Here is a 26,021-nt window from a genome sequence, read left to right as displayed (position 1 = left end):
CGGATACTCGCAGACCCCATGGATCCTGCCAGACCCGGCCCCGGTCAGATGACAGGCGGTCGCCCGAGCCGCGTCAGGCGCCACACGGTACGCCAGCGCATCGGCCGGCGCGGCCCGCACGGGGTACGCCAGCCCTCGACGAAGCCGCCCAGCCACGCCTTCAGGCCGGGCCAGGCGGGCCGCCGGGCCAGCGTGATCAGCAGCCAGACCAGCAGGTAGACGGGAACCAGGGGCAGGGGCAGGTTGCGCCGTGCCAGCCACACCCGGTTCCGGGCGGTCATCCGGTGGTAGAGCGGGTGGCGGGAGGGCAGCGTCGCCGGGTGGTGCAGCACGAGGTCGGCGCGGTAGTCGATGCCCCAGCCGGCGTCCAGCGCCCGCCACGCCAGGTCGGTCTCCTCGTGGGCGTAGAAGAAGTGGTCGGGCAGCTCGCCCACCTGCTGGAACACCTGGGTTCGCACGGCGTTGGCGCCGCCGAGGAAGGTGGTGACCCTGGAGGAGCGCAGCGGGTCGGAGGCGCGCAGCCGGGGGACGTGGCGCCGCTGCGTGGTGCCGGTTTCGGGGTCGGCGATGCGGAAGCTGACGATGCCGAGCTGCGGGTCGGCGTCGAAGGCGGCGCGCACCGTTTCGGCCGTGGCTTTGTCCGGAAGCAGTCCGTCGTCGTCCAGAAACAGCAGCACGTCGACGTCGGAGCCGCCGGGTCCGAACGCCTCGATCCCGACGTTGCGCCCGCCGGGGATGCCGAGGTTCTCCGGCAGCTCCACACTGCGCACCCCGGCCGGGAGGTCGGGAAGGGACGCGCCGTTGCCGACCACGACGACCTCGATGGCGTCGCCGTCCTGCCGGGCCACCGAATCCAGCAGCATGCGGAGTTCCTCGGGGCGTTCGCCCCTGGTCAGGACCACCGCGCCGAGTTTGAGCTGCGCCGTACCCACCGCGATCACCGCAGCCTGCTGGAGGCGAGGATGGACACCAGGTGCAGCACGGCCTGCAGCAGCGCGATGGCGGCGAGCGCGGCGACGGCGAACCGGGTGAAGAACAGGTCGCCGCCGAGTCCGTCGAGGACGGCGGCCAGCAGGATCAGCAGGGACGCCTCGACGCCGCCCACCAGCCGGTGGAAGCGCAGCGAGGCGGCGGCTCTGCGGGCCAGCGCGAGCCCGGCGGAGCGCGGGGCGGCCGAGGCGTCGGCGGCGGCCGGCAGCCCGGCGCGGCTGCGGGCGACGTCCACCAGATCGGTCTCGGCCTTGATCAGTATCGCCCCCAGCGCGGCGACCACCCCGAGGAAGGCCCACAGCCAGTCCGGGGCGGGGCCCTCGCGGGCGAAGACGTCGGCCGCGCGCAGGCCGAGGCCGGCCAGCAGGGCGGCCTCGGCCAGGTAGTGGCCGACGCGGTCGAGGTAGACGCCGGTGACCGAGGTCTGGCCGCGCCAGCGGGCGACCTCGCCGTCGACGCAGTCCAGCAGCAGGTAGAGCTGGATGAGCAGGGCGGCGGCCACCGCGCCCGGCAGGCCGGGCACGAGCAGCGCCGCTCCGGCGGCCAGCCCGGCGAAGACCATCAGGTAGGTGAGCTGGTTCGGCGTGACCCGGGTGGTGACCAGGTGCCGGGTCCAGCGCAGCGAGATGGCGCGCATGTACATGCGCCCGGCCCAGTGCTCGCCGCTGCGCCGGTCCGTCACACCCGGCGGGTGCACGACCGGCCGGAGTTCAGCTACTGATGGCTTTGACATAGTCCGCGTACGCGTCCCTGATCTCGTCGGTGGTCAGGTCGAGGTGTTCGAGGATGGTGTAACGGCCGGGGCGGGTCTCGGGGGCGTAGGAGACCGCCGCGGTGAACTCCTCGGTGGTGAAGCCGATCTCCTCGGGCAGCACGGGCAGCCCGTGGCGCCTGAGCACCTCGGCGATCAGCACGGCCCGCCGGCCCTCGCCGCGCAGGTGGGTGGCGAAGGCCGCGCCGAGGCCGACCTGCTCCCCGTGCAGGGCGGAACGCCGGGGGTAGAGAAGGTCGAGCGCGTGGGAGATCTCGTGGCAGGCGCCGGAGGACGGCCGGGTGTGCCCGGCGATCGACATGGCGATGCCGGAGAGCACCAGCGCCTCGGCGAGCACGGTGAGGAACGAGTCGTCGTCGCAGCCTCCCGGGTGCCGCAGCACCGCCTCGCCCGCCTGCCGTGCCATGGCGGCGGCCAGCCCGTCGATCTGCTCGCCGGTCTCGCGGTGGGACAGCTCCCAGTCGGCGACGGCGGAGAGGTTGGAGACGGCGTCGCCAATGCCGGAGCGGACGTAGCGGACGGGGGCCTGGCGGATCACGTCGAGGTCGACGACGAGGGCGATGGGGGTGGGTACGCCGTAGGAGCCGCGCCCGGCGTCGTTGTCGAGGATGGACACCGGGGAGCAGATGCCGTCGTGGGAGAGGTTGGTGGCGACGGCGACCATGGGGAGGCCCACGCGTGCCGAGGCGTACTTGGCGGCGTCGATGATCTTGCCGCCGCCCAGGCCCACCACGGCGTCGTAGTGCTTGACGCGCATGGCGTCGGCGAGCTGCACGGCGGCGTCGATGGTGCCGCCGGACACCTCGTACCAGTCGGCGCCGGGCAGGGCGGGGGTCAGGCGGTCCCGCAGCGCCGCGCCGGAGCCGCCGCTGATGGCGACGGCGAGCCGGCCAGAAGGGGAGATCCGCTGGTCGGCGAGGAGTCCCGCCAGGTTGTCCAGAGCCCCGGCGGCGATGTCGACGGAGACCGGTGAGGGGATGAGGCGGGTCAGTACCGGCACGCGATCTCCCTGCCCCGGGCGAGATCGGCGTGGTTGTCGATCTCCACCCAGCTGATGTCGCCGATGGGCGCGGTGTCGATGCGGAAGCCGCGGTCGGCCAGCTCCTGGTAGCCGTCCTCGTAGTACAGCTGCGGGTCGCGCTCGAAGGTGGTGCGCAGCGCGTCGGCGAGGTCGGCGGCGGCCTCGGGCTCGATGAGGGTGACGCCGATGTACTCGCCGGTGGCCTCCTCGGGCGGCATCAGCTTGGTGATGCGGCGTACGCCGGTGACCGGGTCGGCGACGACCTTCATCTCCTCGTCGGCCAGGGACTTGACCGTGTCGAGGGCGAGCACGATGCGGCGGCCGGGGCCGCGCTCGGCCAGCAGCGTCTTCTCGACCGAGGCGGGGTGGACGGTGTCGCCGTTGGCGAGGATCACACCCTCGGCGAGGGCCTCGCGGGCGCACCACAGGGAGTAGGCGTTGTTCCACTCCTCGGCCTTGTCGTTCTCGATGAGGGTGAGGCGGACGCCGTGGCGGCGCTCCAGGGCTGCCTTGCGCTCGTGGACCGCCTCCTTGCGGTAGCCGACGACGATGGCCGCCTCGGCGAGACCGACCTCGGCGAAGTTGGCGAGGGTGAGATCCAGCACCGTTCTCTCCTCGGCGCCGCCGTCCGGGGCGACGACCGGCACCAGTGCCTTGGGCAGGGTGTCGGTGTAGGGGCGAAGGCGCCGGCCGGCGCCGGCGGCCAGCACGAGGCCGATCATCCGGGTACTCCTGTTTCGTCGTGTACGGCTGGTGCCCGGGAGGAGACCCAGAAGCGGATGCTCTCCCCCAGCACCACGAGCGCCAGGGCCCCGCCAAGGACCGCGAGCGCGGCGGTGAAGCCCTGCCCCCCCGCCCACAGAGCGGCGGCGGCGCTGACCGCCAGCGCGCGCCCCTCCTGGCCGCCGGTTGCCCTGACCAGCCAGCGCGGGGGCGCCCCGGCGCCGCCTCGCAGGCGGTACACCGTGTCGTAGTGATGGTAGGCGCAAGCCGCCACCAGAAGGAAAGCCGCTGGCAAGACTCCGTTCATCTTCCCGTCGGCCTCGGCGGCGACCGCGAGGAGCAGGACGCAGCCGTACTCGCCGGCGCGGAACAGCGGAGGCAGCAGCCAGTCCAGGGGGCGGTCGAGGGGCCCGGCGACGCCGAGGCCGGCGCAGAGGGCGTACGCGGCGGCCGCGGCGAGGGCGTACCAGCCGGGGTCGTCGCGGGTGAGGAGGAGGACGGCCAGCAGCAGCGCGGTGCCCGCGACGCCGAGGAGGGCCCCGCCCAGGGGGCGGCGGCTGACGACGGCCCTCACCACCGCCGGCGCGGTGCGGGCGGCCGGGGGTCCGGGGGTGGAGCCCCCGCACCGGGCGATCAGCTCCGCGGCGGGACCGCTGTCGGTGAGCGCGCGCAGTGCCCGCGCCGAGGGCGCGGAAAGACGCGCTCCGCGCCGCGAGCGCAGCACGCGGCCCGCCGTCGTGTAGCACGCCGCAAACCCGCCGGCCGCCAGCAGCACGACGAAGGTGGTGCGCGGCGTGGTCAGCGCCGTGAGCACGGCGATGAGGGCCCAGCGCTCACCGATGGGCAGCACGACCACGCGGCGCGCCCACACGGTCCAGCCGATGCGGTCCAGCCGCCCGGAGAGGGCGGCGGCGGGGGTCGCGGCGCCCGTCGTGTCGCGCTGGTGGGCCTCGGCGAAGGAGAAGTCCACGACGTGGCGGCAGGTCTGGAGCACCATGGCGGCCAGCGCCAGCGCCCACACGTCGTCCCCGCCGCGGGCGGCGCCGAGCGCCAGGCCGGCGTAGAAGGCGTACTCCTTGGCCCGGTCGAACGTCGCGTCCAGCCAGGCGCCGAGCGTGGAGTAGCGCAGGGAGTAGCGGGCGAGCTGGCCGTCGGTGCAGTCCAGCACGAAGGAGCCGAGCAGCAGCACGGCGGCGACGACGAATCCGGGGCGGGTTCCGGTGGCGGCGCAGCCGGCGGCGGCGAGCGCGGTGAGGAGGGAGGCGGTGGTGACCTGGTTCGGGGTCAGGCCGCGGCGGGCGCACCAGCGGGCCAGGTAGCGGGAGTAGGGGCTGACGCAGAAGGTGGTGAAGAGGCCGTCGCGGGTCTTGACCGCGCCGCGCAGCCGCACGGCCTCCTCGTCGACCTCGGCGGTCCTGGCGGCCGCGCGGGCGCGGGCGGCGTCGTCCTCGGCGACGGTGGCCACCAGGGGTCCGAGGTCGGGGCGGTGAACGGGGGTGCCGTCGGCCGCCATGCGGGCGGCGAGCCGGTCGGGCAGGCAGGTGGCGCGCCGCGTGGCCGTGGGCGCCGCCCCGGATCCGGGGCGTTCGTCGTCGTACGCCGCGTGCGCCGCGCCGCCGAGGGCCTTCGCCAGCGCGCCGCGGGCGGCGGGAAGCACGGTGACCGCGCCGGGAATGGCGGCGGCCGGGAAGCGGGGGTCGGTCAGGCCGAGCCGCAGGCTGTGGCGGTGGCCGGTGAACCGGGGATCCACGACCGCGACCCGCTCCCCCGCCGGCACCGCGTCCAGCGCCGGGGCGAGGCCGGCGTCCGGCTCCGCCACCAGCACCGCGAAGCCCAGCGCGCGCAGGTCGTCGGCGAGCGGCGTCCCGGGGACGGTCGGGCCGGTGAGGATCGCGGTGGACAGCGGAACTCACTCCTCTCCGGGCCGGATCTGCTCCCGGTGCGGGCTGGACAACGGGCTGAGATTATCTGATGACAACCATGAGGACAGAATGGCGTTGGACTGAGGAAACCTGGAGTTCATCCTGGAGCCCTCAGAAGCATTGGCGTGACCTTACGCGATCAACCAACTACGGAACGAAGCGGTTGCGGCGTCGGCGTTAGGCTGCGGCCATGAGTTGGCTGATCACCGGCGGGGCCGGCTACATAGGGGCCCACGTCGTCCACGCCATGACGGAGGCGGGCGAGCGCGTGGTGGTGCTGGACGACCTGTCCACCGGCATGGCCAAGCGCCTGCCCGACGGCGTACCGCTGGTGCGTGGCTCGGTGGCGAACCGGGAGCTGGTGGGCGACGTGCTGGCCGGCCACGGCGTGACCGGGGTCGTGCACCTGGCGGCGCTGAAGCGGCCCGCGGAGTCCGTGGACTCGCCGCTGCGCTACTACCGGGAGAACGTGCACGGGCTGACCGTGCTGCTGGAGGCGGTGGCCGCCGCCGGGGTGCGCCGCTTCGTCTTCTCCTCCTCGGCGGCGGTGTACGGCTCGCCCGACGCCGAGCTGGTGACGGAGGACACGCCGTGCCTGCCGGTGAATCCCTATGGCGAGACGAAGCTCGCCGGGGAGTGGCTGGTGCGGGCGGCGGGGCGGGCGCACGGCGTCGGCACCGCCTGCCTGCGGTACTTCAACGTGGCCGGCGCCGCCCGCCCGGAGCTGGCCGACACCGGGGCGTTCAACGTCGTCCCGATGTTCTTCGAGCGGATCAGCCTGGGCGAGGCGCCGGTGATCTTCGGCGACGACTACCCGACGCCGGACGGAACGTGCGTGCGCGACTACGTGCACGTCGCGGACCTGGCCGGGGCGCACCTGGCGGCGGCGCGGTGGCTGGCCGGGCCCGGGGCGGCGGGGGCGGACGGGCCCGCCGAGCTGACGGTGAACATCGGCACCGGCCGGGGCGTGTCGGTGCGCGAGCTGGCCACGCTGGTCGCCGAGGTGACCGGCCACCCGGCGCCGCCGAGGGTGGCGGCCCGGCGGCCCGGCGACCCGGCGCGGGTGGTCGCCTCGGCGGACCGGGCGCGCGAGCTGCTGGGCTTCACGGCCCGCCGGGGCGTGGCGGAGATGGTCGCCTCGGCCTGGCGCGGCTGGCTGGAGCACCGTCCCTGACGCCCTGACGCGCGCCATCGTCACGGGCGGCAGCGGCCGACCCGATCGCCTCGCCGCTGATCGCGCTGCCGATCGTGCCGGTGTCGCGCACCGCACGTTCCAGCCCGAACCGTACGGGCGTGCGGAGCATGAACCGAGGCGGTGCCGCCGAGGCCGCCCCGCGCGCCAGGGCAGACTGAGGGGCATCCGGGACGGCCACCGGGGCCGAAGCGGAAGCCGAACGAGATCCGGGAAGGGAAGTCCATGCCCCACAGCGCAGCGCCCAGCGGCGCGGTCCGTCAGGGTGCGCCCGCCGTCGCGGCGGAGCCGATCATGATCGAGCTGGTGGACGAGGAGGGCGTCACGACCGGCACCGCGGAGAAGCTCGCGGCCCACCGGGCGCCCGGCCGGCTGCACCGGGCGTTCTCGGTCTTCCTCTTCGACGCCGCGGGGCGGCTGCTGGCGCAACGCCGGGCGCCGCAGAAGTACCACTCCCCCGGCGTGTGGTCGAACACCTGCTGCGGGCACCCCTATCCCGGCGAGCCGCCGTTCCTGGCCGCCACGCGGCGCACGGCCGAGGAGCTGGGGGCGGCGCCCGCGCTGCTGCGGGAGGCCGGCACGGTCAGCTACCGCCACCCCGATCCGGTCTCGGGGCTGGTCGAGCGGGAGTACAACCACCTCTTCGCGGGGCTCATCACGGCGCCGCTGCGGCCCGACCCGGCCGAGATCGCGGAGACCGCGTTCCTCACGCCGGCCGAGCTGGAGCGGCGGCGCGCGGGCGAGCCCTTCTCGGCCTGGTTCGGCACGGTGCTGGAAGCGGCCCGGCCGGTGATCCGCGAGGTCACGGGGGACGCCGCCGGCTGGTGACGCCGCCCGCGCGGCGCGCCACCAGCCCGCCCAGCGCCTCAGGGGCTCGGCGCCTCAGCGCCTCGGGGCCTCGGGGCCGCGGGCGAGATCGAGCGGCAGGGCCGCCCAGACCGCCTTGCCCCCGGCGGCGGTCGGCTCGACGCCGCAGCAGCCGCCCGCCTCGTGGGCCGTGGCCTTGACCAGCAGCAGGCCGCGGCCCCCGGTGTGGCCGTGCTCCGGCGCCGCGTGCAGGGCGGCGGGGCGGTAGGGGTGGCCGTCCTCCACCGCCAGCCGCACCCATCCGCCCTCCAGCCGGACTTCCACGCCGATCACGGGCGTGAGCAGGGCGGCGTGGCGCACGGCGTTGGTGACCAGCTCGGAGAGGATCAGCAGGACGCCGTGGAGCAGCTCGGCCGAGAGCGGGGCGCCCTGGCGGCGCAGCAGTTCGCGCACGGCGTGGCGCGTCTGCGGCACGGAGACGTCGGCGGGGGCGACGGTGAAGCGCCAGGCGCCGGTGAGGGTGGGAGCGGGCGGGGCGGGGGGCGGGGCGACCGATCGGGTGTCCATGTTCTTCGAGTCTTGGCATGTGCCAGGGCTACATGACCCGCTGACCCGAACTAGCCGCACATTGAGCGAAAGACGGCAAGTTCGGCCCGTTTCCCTTCACTTGAGGACCGAACGCGGCCAAGCTCCGTGCGACGACGCGAGGTTCGCCGCGTTCCGCCCCTACTCCGCCCCGTCACCCGACTGGCCGGGCGCATCGTTGCGAATGCCGCCGCGGGGGGCGGGTGGCGCGAGCGCCGGTCGAGCATCGGAGTTGTTTCGCGACGATACGGAAGTTGAGAAATCTGACAACAGGGCAGCGAGGAGGCCGTCCGTTTTCGGCGACCTCGGCGATCCCGCGTTATGACTATCACTATGCATATGAATTGAGCCCTAACAACAAGAAAAGGGGAGAGTCCGGCGCTACTCACATTTCGGTGAGTGTTCGAGTGGCTTCGGGGGCAAGGTCATTCCGACCGAAATCCCTGGACGATCCGGACGATGGAGCGCTGCTCACATGGCCCTGCCGAAAGGCCCCCTGGACCACCGCTACCAGGGGGAACACCCGGTGCGAACACTCCTGTACCTCTTCCGGGACCACCGGCTGAGAATCCTGGTGGCGGTGCTGGCCTTCATCGTCAAGCACAGCCCCGTCTGGCTGCTGCCGCTGATCACCGCGAACGTCATCGACATCGTCGTCGAGCGGCGGCCGGTCTCCGGGCTCGGCGTCAACACCGCCGTGCTCCTGTTCGTCCTGATGCTCAACTACCCCACCCACCTGCTCTACGTCCGCTGCATGCACGGCAGCGTGCGCCGCACCGGCACCGCGCTGCGCTCGGCGCTGTGCCGCAGGATGCAGGAGCTGTCAATCGGCTATCACTCCCGGACGTCCGCCAGCGCCCTGCAGACCAAGGTGATCCGCGACGTGGAGAACATCGAGCAGTCGGTGCAGCAGACCGCGGACAACGGCCTGAACGCAGTCATCACCCTCGCCGGCGGGCTGCTGGTCATCGCCTTCCGCGTCCCCGAGGCGCTGCCCGTCTTCCTCGTCGTGGTGCCGGCCGCCACCTTCCTGGTGCGCAGGCTGCGCGGGCGCATGCGCAGCCGCAACGAGCACTTCCGCCGCGAGGTCGAGCAGCTGTCCACCCGCGTCGGCGAGATGACCAGCCTGATCCCGGTCACCCGCGCCCACGGCCTGGAACACACGGCGGTCGCGCGCGTGGACGGCTCGCTGCGGCAGGTCCTGACCGCGGGCATACGGCTCGACCTCCTCAACGGCCACTTCAGCGCCCTGGCCTGGATCCTGCTCCAGGCCCTCGGCATCGGCTTCCTCGCCGGCGCGGCGCTGGTCTGCTACTACAGCTGGCTGCCCATCACCACCGGCGACGTGGTGATGCTCAGCACCTTCTTCACCACCCTCACCGGCTCCATGACCACGCTGATGGCGCTGACGCCCATCATCAGCAAGGGCCTGGAGTCGGTGCGCTCCGCCGGGGAGGTGCTCCAGGCGCCCGACCTGGAGGTGAACGCCGGCAAGGCCAAGGTCGCCGCCGTCAAGGGCCGCCTGGAGTTCGAGCGGGTCACCTTCCGGTACGAGGAGGACGGCCCGGACGCCGTCAGCGACTTCAGCCTCCGCGTGCCGCCCGGCGAGACCATCGCCCTGGTCGGCGCCTCCGGCGCGGGCAAGTCCACCATCCTCAACCTGCTCATCGGCTTCATCCGTCCCGTCTCCGGCCGCATCCTGCTCGACAGCACCGACATGGCCACCCTCGACCTGCGCACCTATCGGCGTTTCCTGTCGGTGGTGCCGCAGGAGTCCGTGCTGTTCGAGGGCACCATCGGGGAGAACGTCGGCTACGGCATGCGCCAGGTCGACGAGCGCAGCGTCCGCGAGGCCCTCAAGGACGCCAACGCCCTGGAGTTCGTCGACCGCCTGCCGAACGGCCTCGACACGGTCGTCGGGGAGCGCGGCGCCCGCCTCTCCGGCGGGCAGCGCCAGCGCATCGCCATCGCCAGGGCGCTCATCCGCGATCCGCGCATCCTCGTGCTCGACGAGGCGACCTCCGCCCTCGACACCCGCTCCGAGGCGCTGGTGCAGGAGGCGCTGAACCGCCTGATGCGCGGCCGCACCGTCTTCGTCGTGGCCCACCGGCTCTCCACGGTCCGCAGCGCGGACCGCATCGTCGTCATGGAGGCCGGCCGCATCCGCGAGATCGGCACCCACGCCGAGCTGCTGCGGCGCGGCGGCCTGTACGCCCAGCTCCAGTCCTCCCAGCTGTCCTGACCCGCCGGCTCGTCACGGCGCCTGCGGCGGCCCCGTCTCCGTCAGCTCCTCGTCCAGGGTGAGCCACCGGGTGATGCCGAGCTCCTGAAGGAAGGGCAGGTCGTGGCTGGCGACCAGCAGCGCGCCCCGGTAGGACTCCAGGGCGGTGGTGAGCTGGCGGACGCTGGACAGGTCGAGGTTGTTGGTGGGCTCGTCCAGCATCAGCAGCTGGGGCGCGGGCTCGGCGAGCATCAGCGCGGCCAGCGAGGCGCGGAAGCGCTCGCCGCCCGAGAGCGTGCCGACGAGCTGGTCGGGCCGGTCCTTGCGGAACAGGAAGCGGGCGAGCTGGGCGCGGATGCGCTGCGGATCGGCGCCGGGCGCCAGCAGGCGGACGTTCTCGGCGATGCTGAGCCGCTCGTCGAGGATGTCCAGGCGCTGCGGCAGGTAGCGCATCGGCACGTGGGCGGCGACCTCGCCCTCCCGCGGGGTGAGCTCCCCCACGATGGTCGACAGCAGGGTGGTCTTGCCGGCGCCGTTGCGGCCCAGCAGCGCGATCCGCTCCGGGCCCTGCACCTCCAGCTCGGCGCGGGGGCCGTAGCGCAGCGCGAGACCGCGCAGGCTCAGCACCCGGCGGCGGGAGGGCACCGCGGTGTGCGGCAGGTCCACGCGGATCTCGTCGTCGTCCCGCACCGCCCCCTCGGCATGCTCGAGGCGTTCCTTCGCCTGGTCCAGCCGGTCCTCGTGCAGGTTGAGGTGCTTGCCGGCGGACACCTGTGCGGTGCGTTTCCTCATCCGCATGACGGCGCGCGGCGCGCGCTTGTTCTCGAACGCCTTCTTGGCGTAGCGCATCCGCCCGGCCAGCTTGTCGTGGGCCTCGATGAGCTCGCGCTTCTGCCGCCGCACGTCGGCCTCGGCGGAGCGGACCATGCGCTCGGCGGCATCCTGCTCGACGGCCAGCGCCTCCTCGTACGCCGAGAGCGTGCCACCGAACCAGTGCACCTCGCCGTCGTGCAGGTCGGCGATCTGGTCGACGCGCTCCAGCAGCTCGCGGTCGTGGCTGACGACGACCAGCAGGCCGTTCCAGGCGTCCACGGTGGCGTACAGGCGCCGGCGGGCGTCCAGGTCCAGGTTGTTGGTGGGCTCGTCCAGCAGCAGCACCTCGGGGCGGCGCAGCAGCAGCCCGGCCAGCCGCAGCAGCACGGTCTCGCCGCCGGAGACCTGGCCGACGGTGCGGTCCAGGTCGATGTGGGTGAGGCCGAGCTGGTCGAGGGTGGCGCGGGTGCGCTCCTCGATGTCCCAGTCGTCGCCGACCGCGGCGAAGTGCTCCTCGGCGACGTCGCCGGCCTCGATGGCGTGCAGCGCGGCGCGGGCGCGGTCGACGCCGAGGACCTGGTCGACGCTCAGGCGGGTGTCGAGGGTGAGGTTCTGTGGCAGGTAGCCGACCTCGCCGGAGACCCGGACGGTGCCGGAGGCGGGCGTGAGCGCGCCGGCGATGAGCTTGAGCAGCGTCGACTTGCCGGAGCCGTTGAGCCCGATCAGGCCGGTGCGCCCGGGGCCGGCGGCGAGGTCGAGGCCGGTGAACACGGGGGTGCCGTCCGGCCAGGCGAAGGCGATGCCGCTGAGGGTGACGTGTGTGGTGGGGGCAGCCATGTGCGGTCCTCCGGGTGTCGGTGTCCAGCGGGGGTGGAGATGCGACGCGTGGACACCGGGCCCGGGTGGGCGCTGGCGTTTCGGAGGGATGGGCTGGCTGTCGCGGGGGCGCGGCCGCTCGGCTCCGAGGTCGTGCGCGTGAGGCCGCAGCGCGGTGGCGCTGCCGGCGGGCTCACGGTGTCCGACGACCTCAGATGCTCAACGGCCTCTCCCATCGGCGACAACAGGGCCACCCACGAGGGTAGGGGGGCGGGGGTGCCGGGGCAACGGGATTTCGTGCGTGCCGGGCAGCCCTCAGCCGTCGAAGCGGCGGCGGGCGGCCTCGATGTGACCGAGGTACCGGTGGGTCCAGACGCACATGCCGTCGACCGTGGCGCGCAGGGCCTGGCCCGGCTCGGTGAGGGTGTACTCGACCCGCGGCGGCACGGTGGGGTGCACGGTCCGCTCGATCAGGCCGTAGCGCTCCAGCATGCGCAGGTTCTGGGTGAGCATCTTGTGGCTGACGCCGCCGACCTCGTTACGCAGTTCGCTGAAGCGCAGGGTGCGCTCGCCGAGAGTCTCGATGATCAGGAACGCCCACTTGTTGGCGACGTCGGAGAAGATCTCGCGCGCCAGTGAGTCCGCGCGCCTCAGGTCCGCGTCTTCGGGCGAGCCCGTGAACTGCTTGGTCACCATCAGGTTCCTCAGTTCCCGCAAAGTGCGTTCTTCCAGGTCAGGCAATCACTCTCCTACAGTTTCCGAGTAACCACAAGAGACAGCGTGCTCTCATGGCAGGGGGTCCCGAACCACTACGGCGCCACCCGCGACCAGATCGTCTCGCAGACCCTGTACGTGGTGGACCTGCGGCGGAACGCCGAGGCGATCAGCTTCGTCGTCGACACCAGGCTGCCCGCCTGAGGCCGGGGCTAGCGGCCGCGCTCGGGGCCGAGCAGGCCCGCGCGGCGGAGGGCGTCGGCCATGGCGCTGTTCGCGGGGGGTGCCTCGCGGCGCCCCGCGCCGCCGCCGCGGCGGTCGCGCTGGCGCGGGGTGCCGCCCCGGCCGCCGCGCCGCTGCTCGTCCCGCTCGCGCTCGCGCTCGCGGCCCCGGCCGCGCCCGGCGCCGCCGCCCGCGCCGGACTCCTCGTCCAGCCGCAGCGTCAGCGAGATCCGCTTGCGCGGCACGTCCACGCCGAGCACCTTGACGGTGACGATGTCGCCGGGCTTGACGATCTCGCGCGGGTCGGAGACGAACTTCTTCGACATCGCCGACACGTGGACGAGCCCGTCCTGGTGGACGCCGATGTCCACGAACGCCCCGAAGGCGGCGACGTTGGAGACGACGCCCTCCAGGATCATGCCGGGCGCCAGGTCCCCGATGGTCTCCACGCCCTCCTTGAAGCGCGCGGTCTTGAACGCCGGCCGCGGGTCGCGCCCCGGCTTCTCCAGCTCGCCGATGATGTCGGTGACGGTCGGCAGCCCGAAGGTGTCGTCGACGAAGTCGCCCGCGGTGAGGGAGCGCAGCAGGCGGGCGTTGCCGACGAGCTCGGGCACCTGGCTGCCGGAGGCGGCGGCGATGCGCCGCACCACGGGGTACGCCTCGGGGTGGACGGCCGAGGCGTCCAGCGGGTCGTCGCCGCCGCGGATGCGCAGGAAGCCGGCGCACTGCTCGAACGCCTTGGGGCCCAGGCGCGGCACGCCCTTGAGCGCGTCCCGGTGGCGGAAGGGGCCGTTGGCGTCGCGGTGGGAGACGATGTGCTCGGCCAGCGTGCCGCCGATGCCGGAGACGCGGGCCAGCAGCGGCGCCGAGGCGGTGTTGACGTCCACGCCGACGCCGTTGACGCAGTCCTCCACGACGGCGTCGAGGGAGCGGGAGAGCTTCACCTCGGACAGGTCGTGCTGGTACTGGCCGACGCCGATCGACTTCGGGTCGATCTTGACGAGCTCGGCCAGCGGGTCCTGCAGGCGGCGTGCGATGGAGACCGCGCCGCGCAGCGACACGTCCAGCTCCGGCAGCTCCTGGGCGGCGTAGGCGGAGGCGGAGTAGACCGAGGCGCCCGCCTCGGAGACGACCATGCGGCTCAGCTTCAGTTCGGCGTGACGGGCGATCAGCTCGCCCGCCAGCTTGTCGGTCTCGCGGGAGGCGGTGCCGTTGCCGATGGCGATCAGCTCGACGCCGTGCTCGCTCGCGAGGGCGGCGAGGCGGGCGAGGGACTCGTCCCAGCGCCGCTGCGGGGCGTGGGGGTAGATGGTGTCCGTGGCGGCCACCTTGCCGGTGGCGTCGACGACGGCGACCTTCACGCCGGTGCGCAGGCCGGGGTCGAGCCCCATGGTGGGGCGGGTGCCGGCGGGGGCGGCGAGCAGCAGGTCCCGCAGGTTGGCGGCGAAGACGGTGACCGCCTCGTCCTCGGCGGCGGTCCGCAGCCGGGTGCGCAGGTCGATGCCGAGGTGGACCAGGACGCGGGTGCGCCAGGCCCAGCGGACGGTCTCCGCCAGCCAGCCGTCGGCCGGGCGGCCCTCGTCGCGTACGCCGAAACGCCGGGCGATGGCCCGCTCGTACCAGCTGGGGCCCTCCTCCGCGGCGTCGGTGGGCTCGTCCGGCGCCAGCGTGAGGTCGAGGATCTCCTCCTTCTCGCCGCGGAACATGGCCAGCACCCGGTGGGAGGGAAGCTGGGCGAACGGCTCGGCCACGTCGAAGTAGTCGGAGAACTTCGCGCCCGCCGTCTCCTTGCCCTCGCGCACCTTCGACACCAGGTAGCCGGCGTTCCACATCCGCTCACGCAGCTCGCCGAGCAGGTCGGCGTCCTCCCCGAAGCGCTCGGTGAGGATGGCGCGGGCCCCGGCGAGGGCGGCGTCGGCGTCGGGAACGCCCTTGTCCGGGTCGACGAAGGCGGCGGCGGCGGCCTGCGGCGGCACGGTGGGGTCGCCGAGCAGGCCGTCGGCCAGCGGTTCGAGCCCGGCCTCGCGGGCGATCTGCGCCTTGGTGCGGCGCTTGGGCTTGTAGGGGAGGTAGATGTCCTCCAGGCGGGCCTTGGTCTCGGCCGCGCGGATCTTCGCCTCCAGCTCCTCGTCGAGCTTGCCCTGGGCGCGTACCGACTCCAGGACCGCCTCGCGCCGCTCCTCCAGCTCCCGCAGGTACCGCAGTCGCTCCTCGAGGGTGCGCAGCTGCGTGTCGTCGAGGGCGCCGGTGGCCTCCTTGCGGTACCGGGCGATGAACGGCACCGTGGCTCCGCCGTCGAGCAGCCCCACGGTGGCCGCCACCTGCCACTCGCGAGCGCCCAGCTCCTCGGCGATCCTGCCTTCGATGGACCGGCCTGCCACGGGTCCTGCGACGGACTGTGTCACGATCAACGCTCCGCTTTCCCGGCGCCGGGTGCGCCGCGCTGTGCATTGTGACAGGAGCCGCGGACGCGGGGGTGCGGGGGCACGCGCAACGGCCGGGCGTTCCCGCTAGGCGCGGTCGGTGCGGAGCGCGAGCGCGGCGTCGCGGACGTCGGGGACGGGGTGGCGGCGCAGCCAGCGCACGAGGTCGCGCCAGGGTGGCGTCCAGCCCGCGCGGGCGCCGCCGGCGCGCGCGAGCTGGACGGCGAACTGCCCGGTGGCGGCGCCGCCCTGCGCGCCCAGCTCGCGGGCGACCGCGAGCAGGGTGGCGGGGTTCCCGGGCCGCGGGGGCGCGGCCAGAGTGCCGTGGAGCGCCCGCGCGGTGCGGGCGGCGAGGGCGGGGCGGTCCTGGTGCAGCCAGGCCAGCCGGGCCAGCGCCGGGCCGAGCGTGCGGGGATCGGCGTCCAGGTCGACGGCGTTCAGCAGCGCCTCGGCCGCGTCGGGGACGAAGTCCGCGTGCCGGGCGAGGACTTCGCCGGCCTCGGCGGCGAGTGTGCGCAGCTGCTCGGGGTTCCCGTGGGCCGCCCGTGCCAGGCGCCGGGCGAGCACGTGGACCCGGCGGCGGGCGGGACGGTCGGCGTCGGCCTGGGCGTCGGGGGTGTCCTCGCGGGCGTCGAGGGCGGCGAGGTGGTCGAGGACGGCGAGCAGCGTTGCGCGGACGGCGGGATCGGCGGGGGTGGTGACGGCCATGTTCATCAGGGCGTGGGCGGCCGAGTCCCAGGGGCGCCCGTCGTCCCCGCCGGTGACGGCGCGGGCCAGGACGGTGGTGACCTCCGGCGCCCAGGGGGCCCAGTCGGGCAGCTGGCCGTACGCCTCGGAGGCGATCCGGACGCCGGCGGTGCCGGTGAGGGCGACGATCAGCCGGGCGTAGCGGGTCCGGTGCCGCTCGGGGAGGTCGAGGGGGTCGACGCGCAGCACGGGGTGGCGCAGCTCGACGCTCTCGGGGCCGGGGTGGGAGGCGGCGTGGGTGACGATCCGCCAGCCCTGCTCGTCGTCGAGTAGCCGGAGGGCGGAGGCGACGCAGGCGGCACGCACGTCCTCGTGCCGGCCGGGGTGGTGGTAGACCTCGGCGAGCAGGACGGCGGCGTCGGGGACCGGCAGCAGGCGGGCGGCCAGCCGGACGGCCGCCTTGCGGCTGGTGACCTTGACCGTGTCCTGCCGTTCGCTCTCCGGGGCCTGGGGGGCGGGCAGCAGCAGGGCGCCCAGCCGGGGGGCGAGCGCGGAGGGCGGCACGTGGGCGGCGGCGCGGCCCGCGGCGTGCATCGCGACGCGGGCGCGGTCGTCGCTGGCGTGCGCGAGGAGGCCCGGCAGGTGCTCGCCGGGCCGGTCGGTGCGTGCCAGGGCCACGAGCGCCGCCTCGGCCAGCGCCACGTCGGGCGAGCCCGCCCAGCGGCGGAGGTCCTCGGCCGCCTCGGCCTCCGGGACGCGGGCGAGGGCGGCGACGGCGGCCGCGCGGCGGTGGGGCCGCGCGGCGGCGTCGGCGGCCTCGCGGGCGTACAGCCGGGCGGCGGCCCGCCGCTGGCGGGGCAGCCAGCGGGCCACGGCGCCGTCCAGGGGCGGCAGCCAGCGGGCGGGCTCGCTCAGGAAACGCCCGTAGGGCGGGGTGTCGTCGAGCACCACGTCGAGCAGGTCGGTGCGGCGCAGCGTCAGCAGGCGCAGCACCTCGGGGAGCACGGCCGCGGAGGGGTCGAGGGCCAGCACCTCGGCGACGCGCTCGTCGCGGGAGGCGGGGTCGGCCAGCCACAGCGGCACGGCCTCGCGCACGGTGGCGTCGTCGCCGAATCGGACGGCCTGGCGCAGCAGTTCCTGGAGCTCGGGCATGCGCGCGGCACGGCGGCCGACGGCGCGGGCGAGGGCGAAGGTCAGGCCGTGGTCGACCTTCTCGGCGCCCGCCTCCAGCCAGGGCCGCAGCGCCTCGAAGACCTGGTGCTCCTGGCCGCGCCTGAGGGTGCGGTCCAGCCGCCCGAGGTCGGCGCCGCCGGCGTTTCCGCAGAGGCGGACCACGGTGCGCAGGGCCCAGCCGACGAGGTCGCGGTGTGCGGTGGCGGCGTGTTCGCGCAGCACGGCGTCGGCGAGGCGGCCGAGGGCGGCGCGGAGCGGGGCGGAGGAGTCGCGGGCGGCGATGGCGTCGGCGGCGAGGCGGTCGAGGTGGTCGGCGGCCTCCTCGGTGAACAGGCCGGGGTGGACGCCCGTGAGGGCCTCCAGGGCGGCGTGGCGGACCCGCTCCTGCTCGTTGCGCAGCCGCGTCGCGGCGTCGTCCAGGGCAGCGGTGACGGCCCGGGGGTCGGCGGAGAGGGCGGCGTTGCGGGCGAACAGGCGCCAGGCGGCGGCGCGGTCGTCGGCGTTGGAGTCGTGCGTGGCGGCGAGCAGTTCGGCGCGGACCTCGGCGGGCGGCAGGTGGACCAGCGCGGACAGCTCGACGAGCCGGGGCCGCCGCTGCTCGCGCGCCCGGTGGGCGAGGCGGCGCGCCTCGGCGTGGCGGCGGGCGTGGGGCAGCAGGGCGAGAATCCGGTCGTCGACGGGGCGCTCGGGGCGCTCGCCGTCGGCCCCGGTGCCCGGGTCGGTGGCGACGGATTCGAGGAGTTCGGCGCGGCGGGAGGGTGGCACGGCCCGCACCAGCTGAGCGAGGCGGGCCGGGTCCTCGGCCCAGGCGCGGCCGAGGGCGGCGAGGGAGGTGAGGGAGGGCAGCTGGTGGTGGACGAGGCGGCGCAGCAGCTTGCGCGGCAGGCCGGAGTGGGCGAGCTGGTTGACGCGGTACGGGTCGCTCAGCAGCAGGCGCAGCGTGCGGCCGGGATCGGCCGCGGCGAGGCGGTTCAGCCGTTCCCACAGCGGGCGGGGCAGCCACCCGAAGGTGTGGCGTTCCAGCAGGTCCAGGACGCGGGCCGGGCGGCGGTCGGCGGCCAGCGCCATGCCCGGGGCGTGCCGATCCCACCACATGCCGTGCGATGCGTCGGGGAGGGCGGCGAGCTGGCGTTCCGCCTCGTCGAGCAGGGCGTCGGGGTGGCGGCGGAGCATCGCGTGCCAGGTGCGCAGGGCGGGGAAGAGCTCGGGCAGCAGGCGCGCGACGGTCTCGGGGCCGCAGCCGGGCAGCAGCCGGGCCGCCTCGGCGTCGCCCCACGCGGCGCGGTGGCGGTCGATGAGCTGGTCGGCGAGGGTGGTGCGGCGGCCGGTCACGATGGTGGCCAGCAGCTCGCGGCGGACGGCGGCGGGCGCGTCCTCCAGGGCCACCTCCAGGGCGTAGTCGCCGATGTCCAGCCGGGTGGCGGCGCGCAGGGCGTAGCGGCGCGCGACCGGGTCGGGGTCGGTGAGGTGGCCGGCGAGGTAGCCCTTGTCGCCGCCCGCGGCGGCGGCCGCGGCTGCCAGCCGACGGCCGTGAACGCCGTGCCCGGCGAGGTCTTCGAGCAGGTCCCTGAGCTCCCCGCGGGCGGCGGACAGGCGGGCGCGGGCGGCCAGTTCGCGCATGCGCCGGGGGTACGGGAGGGCGTCGAGGTCGCTGAGGAGACGGTCCGCTCCGGCTTCGGTCATGCGGGCGATTGTGCCCTCCCGCGCCGGGGGGAGGCCGCGCCGGGCGGCGCAGGCGGTTTCCGGCAGCTCGGGAGTCAGTTCGGTTTCCCGGTCGTAACATGCCCCCATGCGACCCCACTCGACGCCTCCCGGGCTGCGCGAGCGCAGGAAGCTGCGCACCGAGCAGGATCTGCTGCGTTCCGGCCTCGAGCTGTTTCTCAGCCGGGGGTACGCCCAGACGACGGTCGGGGACATCGCGCGCGGCGCGGAGGTGTCCGAGCGCACCTTCTTCCGGTACTTCGCCAGCAAGGAGGAGCTGGTGCTGCGGCCGATGCGGGAGGCCAGCGCGCTGTTCCTGGCGGAGGTGGAGCGGCGGCCGCCGGGCGAGGAACCGCTGTGGGCGCTGCGGGAGGCGGGCCGCTCGGTGATGCGCGCCATGTCGGGCGAGAGCCAGTGCACCTATCTGCGGGCGATGCGGCTGATGTGCACGGAGTCCGACGTGCTGGCGGCGGCGCTGCGGCTGGCCGCCCAGCAGCAGTGCCTGCTCGCACGGGTGCTGTGCGTGCGGGAGGGGATCGACCCGGAGGATCCGCGTCCGGCGCTGCTGGCGGGGGCGTTCCACTCGGCGTGGCTGCTGGCCGCGCTCGCCTGGGACAAGCGCTGCGACGGCAGCCCGCAGGCGTTGCAGGACGCGGCCGACGACCACCTCGGGCTGATGCGCGCGGCGGTGCAGGGCAACTGGCGGGACGCCCCGTAGGTCCTGTCCCGCGTCTCGCCGGCAGTGGCCGGAGAGCGGTGGTCAGCCGGTGGTGGCCGCGGCCTTCCGGCGCCGCTCGTCGTAGCGCCGCTGGGTGGCCAGGACCTCCGGCAGGCTGCGCTCGACCCAGCGGGCCAGGTCCCAGACCTGGCGGGCGGCCTCCTCGCCGAGGGGCGTCAGCGAGTAGTCCACGTGCGGGGGGATGACGGGGCGGGCCTCGCGGCGGACGAAGCCGTCGCGCTCCAGGGTCTGGAGGGTCTGGGCGAGCATCTTCTCGCTGATGCCGCCGATGGAGCGGCGCAGCTCGCTGAAGCGCAGGCTCTCCTCGCCCAGCAGCCGGGCCAGCAGGAGCACGCCCCACCGGCTGGTGACGTGCTCCAGCACGCTGCGCGAGGGGCAGTTGGCGGCGTTGACGTCCGGATTCTCGCAAGGGCTCACTCCCATGCCAGTACCTTACGTCAGCGTGGGTACTTACACCAGGTTAGTGTTGAGGTTAGCGTGGGTGGCGAGCCACTCAATGGGATTAACGGAATCAATGAAATGAAGGGGACGTACCACATGCTCGTCGTCACCGGAGCCACCGGCCACCTCGGCCGCCTCGTCATCGAAGCCCTCCTCACGACCGTGCCCGCCGACCAGGTCGCGGCCGTCGCCCGCGACGAGGAGAAGGCCCAGCCGCTCGCCCAGCGCGGCGTGGAGGTGCGCGTCGGGGACTACGACCGGCCGGACACGCTCGGCGGCGCCTTCCGCGCCGGGGACCGGGTGCTGTTCGTCTCCGGCAGCGAGGTCGGGCGGCGGGTGCCGCAGCACGAGGCGGTCGTCGCCGAGGCCAGGCGGGCGGGCGTCGCGCTGCTGGCGTACACGAGCATCCTGGGCGGCCCCGCCGCGGACTTCACGCTCGCCCGGGAGCACCAGGCGACCGAGCGGATGATCCTCGACTCCGGCCTGCCCTACACCTTCCTGCGCAACGGCTGGTACCACGAGAACTACACCGAGAACCTGGCCCCGGTGCTGGAGCACGGCGCGGTCGTCGGCAGCGCCGGGCAGGGCCGGGTCGCCTCGGCCTCCCGCGCCGACTACGCCGCCGCTGCCGCCGCCGTGCTGACGGGCGAGGGCCACGAGGGCCGGGCGTACGAGCTGAGCGGCGATGTCGCCTGGAGCTACGCCGAGTACGCCGCCGAGGTGGCCCGCCAGTCGGGCCGGGAGATCGTCTACTCCGAGGTGCCGCCCGAGCAGCACGTGGCGATCCTCACCGGCGCCGGGCTGCCGGAGCCGCTGGCGCGGGTCCTCGTCGACGTGGACGCGGCGATCGGGCGCGGGCTGCTGGCGGGCACCACGGGCGAGCTGGCCGCGCTCATCGGCCGCCCGACCACGCCGCTCGCCGACGCCGTCGCCGAGGGGATCGCGGCGGCCAAGGCGGCGTAACGCCCCGGCGCAGGGTCCCCGGAGGCCGGCCACACCCGGTCGGCAGTCTGCCGCACCGGGAAGGCCGGCCTGAGGTGATGTCACCCCAGCCACCCCAACGAGTGATATGAACTCCTCGTGTGTAGCTGAATTCCTTGCGGACTGCCGGGAGTTACGGGCAGGGTGCGAGACATGACACAGCGCACTCGATCCATGACTCACCGTGGGACATCCGGAGGGACCGTGACGCTCACCGGCAGGGAAGCCGATCCGCGTCTGCGCTCGCAGAGCTGGCCGCTCACGGCACGCCGGGAGGATCTGGCGCGCTTCAGGCGGCTGGCCTCACTCGCCATGCGGGAGTGGGGCCAGCCGCCGCGGGTGGCGGAGGTGGTGCTCCACGGCGTCACCGAGCTGCTGTCGAACGTGGCGCGGCACGTCCCCGATCCCCGCTGCACGCTGGAGCTGGCGCTGACCGCCGACGCCGTCGAGGTCACCGTCCACGACCGCTCCCCGACGCTGCCCCGCATCACGCTGCCGGACTGGACCGCCGAGGAGGGCCGCGGCCTGTGGCTGCTGCGCGAGATGGCCGACGGGCTCGGCTACGCCCCGACCGAGAACGGCAAGCGCGTCTGGGTCCGCGTCAGCACCGACCGGGCGGGTTGGTGAATTCCTCCAGGGCCTGGAGGAGCCGAAGGGCCGATCCGGCAAGATCGCCTGAGCAGGTCACGCAACACCGACCTCTGGCACGGGGTGCGCCCCGATCCCGCGAGACGGTCACACGCTCCGACCTGGCCGACTGAGCCGGATTCGGCCCGGCTAGCACTCCAGTCTGGCTTCGCGATCTTGTGTCCGCCCCGGCCGGGAACGGGTACGGCCACCGCGTGATCATCGGGGGTCGTGCGGACTCCTGAGGATCGTGCGGTGGCCGCGGGCCACAGCGTGGACCCTGTCCGCTGGCGGATGATGGTCGACCGGGCCATGGCCCGAATCGCGGGCCGGTTCGGCGCGTGGAACCCCGAGCGAGCGCCCGCTCCTCTTTGCCGGGCCTGCTCTCGGGCGTCGAGCGGAAGACCTGCCGGCGGCTTGCCGAACAGGCCGGCCTGGCCCGGCCCGGGCCGATGCAGCGCCTGCTGCGCTTCGCCCGCTGGAACGCCGACGCCGTTCGCGACGAGGTACGCGCCTACGCCGCCGAACACCTGGGCACCGACATCACGCTCGCCATCCTCGCCCGGCCTTCCTCACGGCCGTCGCCGCCACCCTCACCCAACCCGTCAGCCCCTGTCGCAAGACGCCACTTTCTGATTAGTTGTGATCATATACAATATGATCAAGTCCAGTTCTATTGACTCATGTTCATCTCTGGTCCATCGTGCTTAGGCATGGTCGGCCCTGCGCCCCGGCACGCAGTCCCACCACGTCGCCTGATTCCTCGGCGACGGCTTGACCGAGCCAGAGCCGCCCAACACAGCTGTGTCCGGAGCCGGGTCCAGCGACGAGAGCCGTCGCAGGGCACGCACCGGCGCAGACAGCCCGGAACACGATCTTCCGGGGTGTCTGTGCGGGTGCTCCGGCGTGGTTCCGGCTTCACACCGGATGACAAATCGATCCGGGTGCTCGCACGAAGTCCGTGAGGGAAGCGGGGGCGCGACCCGAAGGACGACGGACGATGGAGTGCGCCAACGGTTCCGCACGCCTGGGCGTGCGGCGCAGATGTGCCCTGAAGGGTACGGCGGCGGGCGCCGAAGCGGTCGCGCTCGGCCCGACGCCGCCGTGGGCAACCAGGGCCGCACCCCCGGCGAGCGGCCGGCAGGCGTGAAGCCTCAATCCTGGCGCAGCCAGCCGGTCACAGACCAACAGCCCCCACGGCAGCGGCGCAGTACGGAGACGCGGGCGGCCTCCCTGCCGGGCTCACCCCCGCCAGCAGGTCCCGGGCAGCTCGGTCCTCCCCCCTACACCCCCACAAGGAGTCACACATGTCCATGCGCAGGCGCGCATTCCTCACGCTCGGCGCCGCAACCGGCGTGGGCCTCACCCTGACCGGCGCCGGTCGGGCACTCGGCCGCTCCCCCGCCCCCCGGGCCCACACCCCCCGGCAAGCGCCGGCCGAGCCGTTCGCCATCGGCGTGCGCGAGTACGCCTGGACCCGCGGCGACCGCCCGTGCACCACCTTCGTCTACTACCCCGCCACCGGCGAACCCGGCGGCGACCCCATCCCCGACGCCCCCGTCGCCGAAGGCGCCTTCCCCGTCTGCAACTACACCCACGGCCTCGGGGCCAGCCCGCAGGGCTCCGAGTTCGTCATCCGCCCCCTGGCCGAGGCCGGCTTCATCGTCCCCGCCCCCTACTTCCAGATCAACATGGGCGACGTCTACAGCGGCGAACAGTCCAAGGACGTCTCCGAGATCCTCACCCAGACCCTCGCGCTCAACGAGGCCGACGACCCGCTGGCCGGCCACATCGACGCCTCCCCCGGCGTCGGCGTGTCCGGCCACTCGGCCGGTGGCATGACCACCCACGGCCTGCTGACCATCGCGCCCGACGACCGGATCACCGCCGCGATCCCGCAGTCCACCGTCGACATGGGCGACCCCGACGGCACGGTCGCGGCCAAGACCCTGTTCGTCCACGGCGACCAGGACCCCACCTGCCCCTACGACGAAGGCCGCCAGGCCTATGAGGAACTGCCCGCGCCCAAGGCGTTCCTCACCTTCCTCGGCGGGGACCACGGCAGTTTCTGGAGCGACGACCGCTTCCCCCTCACGTGCGTGGACTGGATGCGCTGGAGCCTGTACGGCGACACCGCCGCACTCGAGCGCCTGCCCGAGGACGCCGCCGGCGACGACACCTCCTGGGAGTTCGTCCAGGAGTAGGCCCGCCGGCGCGGAGGCGGTGTCGGAGCTGGTTTTCGTCCGCACCGCATCCGTGCACCTCCGAGCGAAAGGAGTGATCATGATACGTACCACCCGTGTGTATCCGGGACGACGGCGGCTGCTGGTCGCCGCGTCGTTGTTCGCGTTGGTGGCGGCGCTGCTCTCGGCGGCCGGTTCCGTTGCCGCGACGGGGAGCAGGGCAGGCGGCGAGGCCGCATCACGCGGGCCTCTCGTCGCGTTGTCCGAGCAGGTCGCCCACTACGCTGCCGCGGACTATGCGGCCGGCTCCTGGGCATCCTTCGCGTCGGCCAGGGACGACGCCGCGCAGCTGATCGAACAGGGCGACGCAACCGCCGCGGAGCGTACCCAGGCGCGCGCGGCGCTCCAGGAGGCCACCGGCGACCTGGTGATGGTGCGCGGCCTGAAGACTCTGGTCGCCGACTATGAGACGCGCGTCCCGGCCGACTACACCGCGGAGTCCTGGGCCCCCTTCGCCGAGGCGTTGACCACCGCGGCCGATGTCGCCGGCGACCCGTCCGCGACCACTCCGGAGGTCGCGGACGCCAAGACGGACCTGCAGACCGCCGCGTCCGGGCTGGAGCCGTTGCAGGGGTCGTTCGAAACCATCACCAACGACACCTTCTGGAACGACACCGACGGCAACCCCATCTACTCGCAGGGCGGTGGGGTGTTCCGGTTCGGCGACACCTACTACTGGTACGGCGTTCACTACGCCGGCGCCGAGTACTACAGAGAGGATCCGTCCCGGCAGTACGACGACGACGTCACCTTCGTGTCGATCCCGGTGTACTCCTCCAAGGACCTGGTGAACTGGACGTTCGAGAACGAGGTCGCCACCGCCGACACGGAGAACCTCTTCGGCTGGGTGGGACGTCTTGGCGTGGTGTACAACGAGAACACCGGCAAGTACGTGCTCCTCACGCAAGGGCCGGGCGGGATCGTGTTCCTCCAGGGCGACTCGCCCACCGACGACTTCGCCTACGCCGCCACCCAGGGGCAGATCGAAGGCAACCCGACGCCGGGCACCGGAGACCAGACCGTCTTCACCGACGACGACGGGCAGGACTACCTGGTCTACTCCAACTCGGAGGGACGCAACCACGCCTTCGTCTCCAAGATCGCCGAGTCCGACTCCCTCAGCGTGGAGCCCGCAGTGGAGGTCGGCTACCACGCCGATGGCCGCGAAGGCAACGCCATGTTCAAGCTGGATGGCACCTATTACGTGGCGGCATCCGACCTGCACGGCTGGAACTCCTCGGTCAACCACGTCATCGAGTCCGCCTCCGGCGACATCCAGGGTGACTACTCCGAGGAGTACACCCTCCCGGGCACCGAGATGGACTACAGCCACGTGACCCAGACCGGCTTCTTCGTGACCGTGGGGGGAACCCAGCAGACCACGGTGCTCTATGCCGGCGACCGCTGGGCCGACTTCGCCTGGAACGGTATCGGCTACAACCAGTGGATGCCGATCACCCAGAACGACTCCGGGGAGCTCCGGTTCCACTCGGTGAGCCAGTGGCAGTTCAACGCCGTCACCGGAGAATGGCGCGTCGGGCCGCAGAACAACCACATCCTCAACCCCGACTTCCAGGCCGACCGGATCATCGTCCCCGAAGTGCAAGGGTGGACGAACTACGTCGACTCCGGGCCGGACATGGTGACCAATGTCGAGGGGGGCGCCAACTCCAGCCGCTTCGCGCTGCAGCTGGGCGCCGAGGAGTCCTACTCCGGAGGCGTGCGGCAGGAGATCGACGTGCCGGCCGGCGTCTACACGCTGTCCTTGTCCGCCTGGGCAACTGATTCGCTCGACTCCGCGGAGGTAGTGATCACCGACGCCGACGGCAACGAGCATTCGCTCGACGTCTCCTCCCCGAGCGACTGGGCCGGTCACGAACTGCCGGGCATCGACCTGCCCGGCGGGCCTGTCACCGTCACCGTCCGAGCGTCGGACGCGGACGGCGGCCAGTACCTCGGCGTCGACGGCCTCTCACTCGTCCAGCAGAACGCGTAAATGACTCCCGAGCCGTTGGGGTGCCGGCCGCGGCCGGCACCCCAACGGGCACGCACAGGTCGACACGGTCGCCGGCTCGGCGCGGGCGGGTCGGCAGTGCGTTCCAGCAGGCTTTGCTGTGCGGCTGTGCGGCGTGTGGTTCAGGTGGGGGCCGATCGAACTCGCGCCGCATGTACCGCATGTACCGCATGTACCGCACGTACCGCACGTAC

At 73.7% G+C, this 26,021-nt stretch carries 19 protein-coding genes and 2 pseudogenes; 10 read left to right on the top strand and 11 right to left on the bottom strand.

Annotation, left to right across the window (positions count from 1 at the left end):
- Positions 1-44 precede the first annotated feature (44 nt).
- From ACTWQH_RS00520 to ACTWQH_RS00500, 5 genes are read right to left on the bottom strand one after another with little or no spacing between them, the layout of a single operon-like run.
- Entirely contained in the window at positions 45-941 is an 897-nt protein-coding gene (locus ACTWQH_RS00520; RefSeq protein ID WP_443284236.1) for a glycosyltransferase family 2 protein, read from the bottom strand.
- Entirely contained in the window at positions 938-1,723 is a 786-nt protein-coding gene (locus ACTWQH_RS00515) for a CDP-alcohol phosphatidyltransferase family protein (protein ID WP_443284235.1), read from the bottom strand. The genes ACTWQH_RS00520 and ACTWQH_RS00515 overlap by 4 nt, the downstream gene beginning before the upstream one ends.
- Positions 1,701-2,762: an iron-containing alcohol dehydrogenase family protein gene (locus ACTWQH_RS00510; protein ID WP_443284234.1), complete on the bottom strand. Its 1,062-nt coding sequence runs from the start codon at positions 2,760-2,762 to the stop codon at positions 1,701-1,703. Before ACTWQH_RS00510 ends, ACTWQH_RS00515 begins: the two co-directional genes overlap by 23 nt.
- The gene (locus ACTWQH_RS00505; protein ID WP_443284233.1) at positions 2,750-3,505 is read right to left on the bottom strand and encodes a phosphocholine cytidylyltransferase family protein; all 756 of its coding nucleotides are present in this window, start codon (positions 3,503-3,505) and stop codon (positions 2,750-2,752) included. Before ACTWQH_RS00505 ends, ACTWQH_RS00510 begins: the two co-directional genes overlap by 13 nt.
- The gene (locus tag ACTWQH_RS00500; protein WP_443284441.1) at positions 3,502-5,409 is read right to left on the bottom strand and encodes a DUF5941 domain-containing protein; all 1,908 of its coding nucleotides are present in this window, start codon (positions 5,407-5,409) and stop codon (positions 3,502-3,504) included. Before ACTWQH_RS00500 ends, ACTWQH_RS00505 begins: the two co-directional genes overlap by 4 nt.
- Positions 5,410-5,618: 209 nt before the next feature.
- On the opposite strand from ACTWQH_RS00500, the gene galE reads away from it, so the two are divergent.
- Both galE and idi read left to right on the top strand, forming a co-directional pair.
- Positions 5,619-6,602 (top strand): UDP-glucose 4-epimerase GalE, encoded by a 984-nt coding sequence (gene galE, locus ACTWQH_RS00495; RefSeq protein WP_443284232.1) that lies wholly within the window; start codon positions 5,619-5,621, stop codon positions 6,600-6,602.
- 243 nt (positions 6,603-6,845) lie between these two features.
- Positions 6,846-7,448, top strand: a complete 603-nt coding sequence (gene idi, locus ACTWQH_RS00490) for an isopentenyl-diphosphate Delta-isomerase (RefSeq protein WP_443284231.1) — start codon at positions 6,846-6,848, stop codon at positions 7,446-7,448.
- A gap of 54 nt (positions 7,449-7,502) precedes the next feature.
- On the opposite strand, the gene ACTWQH_RS00485 is transcribed toward idi, so the two are convergent.
- Entirely contained in the window at positions 7,503-7,994 is a 492-nt protein-coding gene (locus ACTWQH_RS00485; RefSeq protein WP_443284230.1) for an ATP-binding protein, read from the bottom strand.
- A gap of 493 nt (positions 7,995-8,487) precedes the next feature.
- On the opposite strand from ACTWQH_RS00485, the gene ACTWQH_RS00480 reads away from it, so the two are divergent.
- The gene (locus ACTWQH_RS00480) at positions 8,488-10,254 is read left to right on the top strand and encodes an ABC transporter ATP-binding protein (RefSeq protein WP_443284229.1); all 1,767 of its coding nucleotides are present in this window, start codon (positions 8,488-8,490) and stop codon (positions 10,252-10,254) included.
- Between the two features lie 12 nt (positions 10,255-10,266).
- Here ACTWQH_RS00480 and ACTWQH_RS00475 read toward each other — a convergent pair whose 3' ends face one another.
- Positions 10,267-11,883 carry an ABC-F family ATP-binding cassette domain-containing protein gene (locus ACTWQH_RS00475; RefSeq protein ID WP_443284228.1) on the bottom strand — a complete coding sequence of 539 codons (1,617 nt, stop codon included), beginning with the start codon at positions 11,881-11,883 and terminating at the stop codon, positions 10,267-10,269.
- A gap of 294 nt (positions 11,884-12,177) precedes the next feature.
- The gene (locus ACTWQH_RS00470) at positions 12,178-12,558 is read right to left on the bottom strand and encodes a winged helix-turn-helix transcriptional regulator (RefSeq protein WP_443284227.1); all 381 of its coding nucleotides are present in this window, start codon (positions 12,556-12,558) and stop codon (positions 12,178-12,180) included.
- A 102-nt stretch (positions 12,559-12,660) separates the two neighbouring features.
- Here ACTWQH_RS00470 and ACTWQH_RS00465 point away from each other — a divergent pair.
- Positions 12,661-12,780: pseudogene (locus ACTWQH_RS00465) on the top strand (RidA family protein); the annotation flags it as partial.
- Between the two features lie 8 nt (positions 12,781-12,788).
- On the opposite strand, the gene ACTWQH_RS00460 reads toward ACTWQH_RS00465, so the two are convergent.
- Both ACTWQH_RS00460 and ACTWQH_RS00455 read right to left on the bottom strand, forming a co-directional pair.
- Positions 12,789-15,179 carry a Tex family protein gene (locus tag ACTWQH_RS00460; RefSeq protein ID WP_443284226.1) on the bottom strand — a complete coding sequence of 797 codons (2,391 nt, stop codon included), beginning with the start codon at positions 15,177-15,179 and terminating at the stop codon, positions 12,789-12,791.
- Between the two features lie 129 nt (positions 15,180-15,308).
- Entirely contained in the window at positions 15,309-18,764 is a 3,456-nt protein-coding gene (locus ACTWQH_RS00455; RefSeq protein ID WP_443284225.1) for a hypothetical protein, read from the bottom strand.
- A 106-nt stretch (positions 18,765-18,870) separates the two neighbouring features.
- Here ACTWQH_RS00455 and ACTWQH_RS00450 point away from each other — a divergent pair, with 106 nt between their 5' ends.
- Entirely contained in the window at positions 18,871-19,500 is a 630-nt protein-coding gene (locus ACTWQH_RS00450; protein ID WP_443284224.1) for a TetR/AcrR family transcriptional regulator, read from the top strand.
- A gap of 42 nt (positions 19,501-19,542) precedes the next feature.
- Here ACTWQH_RS00450 and ACTWQH_RS00445 read toward each other — a convergent pair whose 3' ends face one another.
- Positions 19,543-19,944: a winged helix-turn-helix transcriptional regulator gene (locus ACTWQH_RS00445; RefSeq protein WP_443284223.1), complete on the bottom strand. Its 402-nt coding sequence runs from the start codon at positions 19,942-19,944 to the stop codon at positions 19,543-19,545.
- Positions 19,945-20,040: 96 nt separating this feature from the next.
- On the opposite strand from ACTWQH_RS00445, the gene ACTWQH_RS00440 reads away from it, so the two are divergent.
- The 5 genes and pseudogenes from ACTWQH_RS00440 to ACTWQH_RS00420 all read left to right on the top strand — a co-directional run bounded on the left by ACTWQH_RS00440 (position 20,041) and on the right by ACTWQH_RS00420 (position 25,809).
- Positions 20,041-20,925, top strand: coding sequence for an SDR family oxidoreductase (locus ACTWQH_RS00440; protein ID WP_443284222.1), 885 nt, complete (start codon positions 20,041-20,043; stop codon positions 20,923-20,925).
- A gap of 222 nt (positions 20,926-21,147) precedes the next feature.
- On the top strand, positions 21,148-21,570 hold the full coding sequence (locus ACTWQH_RS00435) for an ATP-binding protein (protein ID WP_443284221.1): 423 nt from the start codon (positions 21,148-21,150) through the stop codon (positions 21,568-21,570).
- A 312-nt stretch (positions 21,571-21,882) separates the two neighbouring features.
- Positions 21,883-22,112 (top strand): annotated as a pseudogene (locus tag ACTWQH_RS00430) (IS701 family transposase); the annotation flags it as partial.
- Between the two features lie 765 nt (positions 22,113-22,877).
- A complete protein-coding gene (locus ACTWQH_RS00425) occupies positions 22,878-23,774 on the top strand; it encodes an alpha/beta hydrolase family protein (RefSeq protein ID WP_443284220.1) in 897 nt (298 codons plus the stop codon).
- 79 nt (positions 23,775-23,853) lie between these two features.
- Positions 23,854-25,809 carry a family 43 glycosylhydrolase gene (locus tag ACTWQH_RS00420; RefSeq protein WP_443284219.1) on the top strand — a complete coding sequence of 652 codons (1,956 nt, stop codon included), beginning with the start codon at positions 23,854-23,856 and terminating at the stop codon, positions 25,807-25,809.
- Positions 25,810-26,021: the final 212 nt, after the last annotated feature.

The sequence above is a fragment of the Streptomyces sp. 6N223 genome, from assembly GCF_052246635.1.
GTDB lineage: Bacteria > Actinomycetota > Actinomycetes > Streptomycetales > Streptomycetaceae > Streptomyces.
The sequence above is the reverse complement of the archived record's forward strand: the minus strand, read 5'-3'. Positions and strand labels throughout refer to the sequence as shown.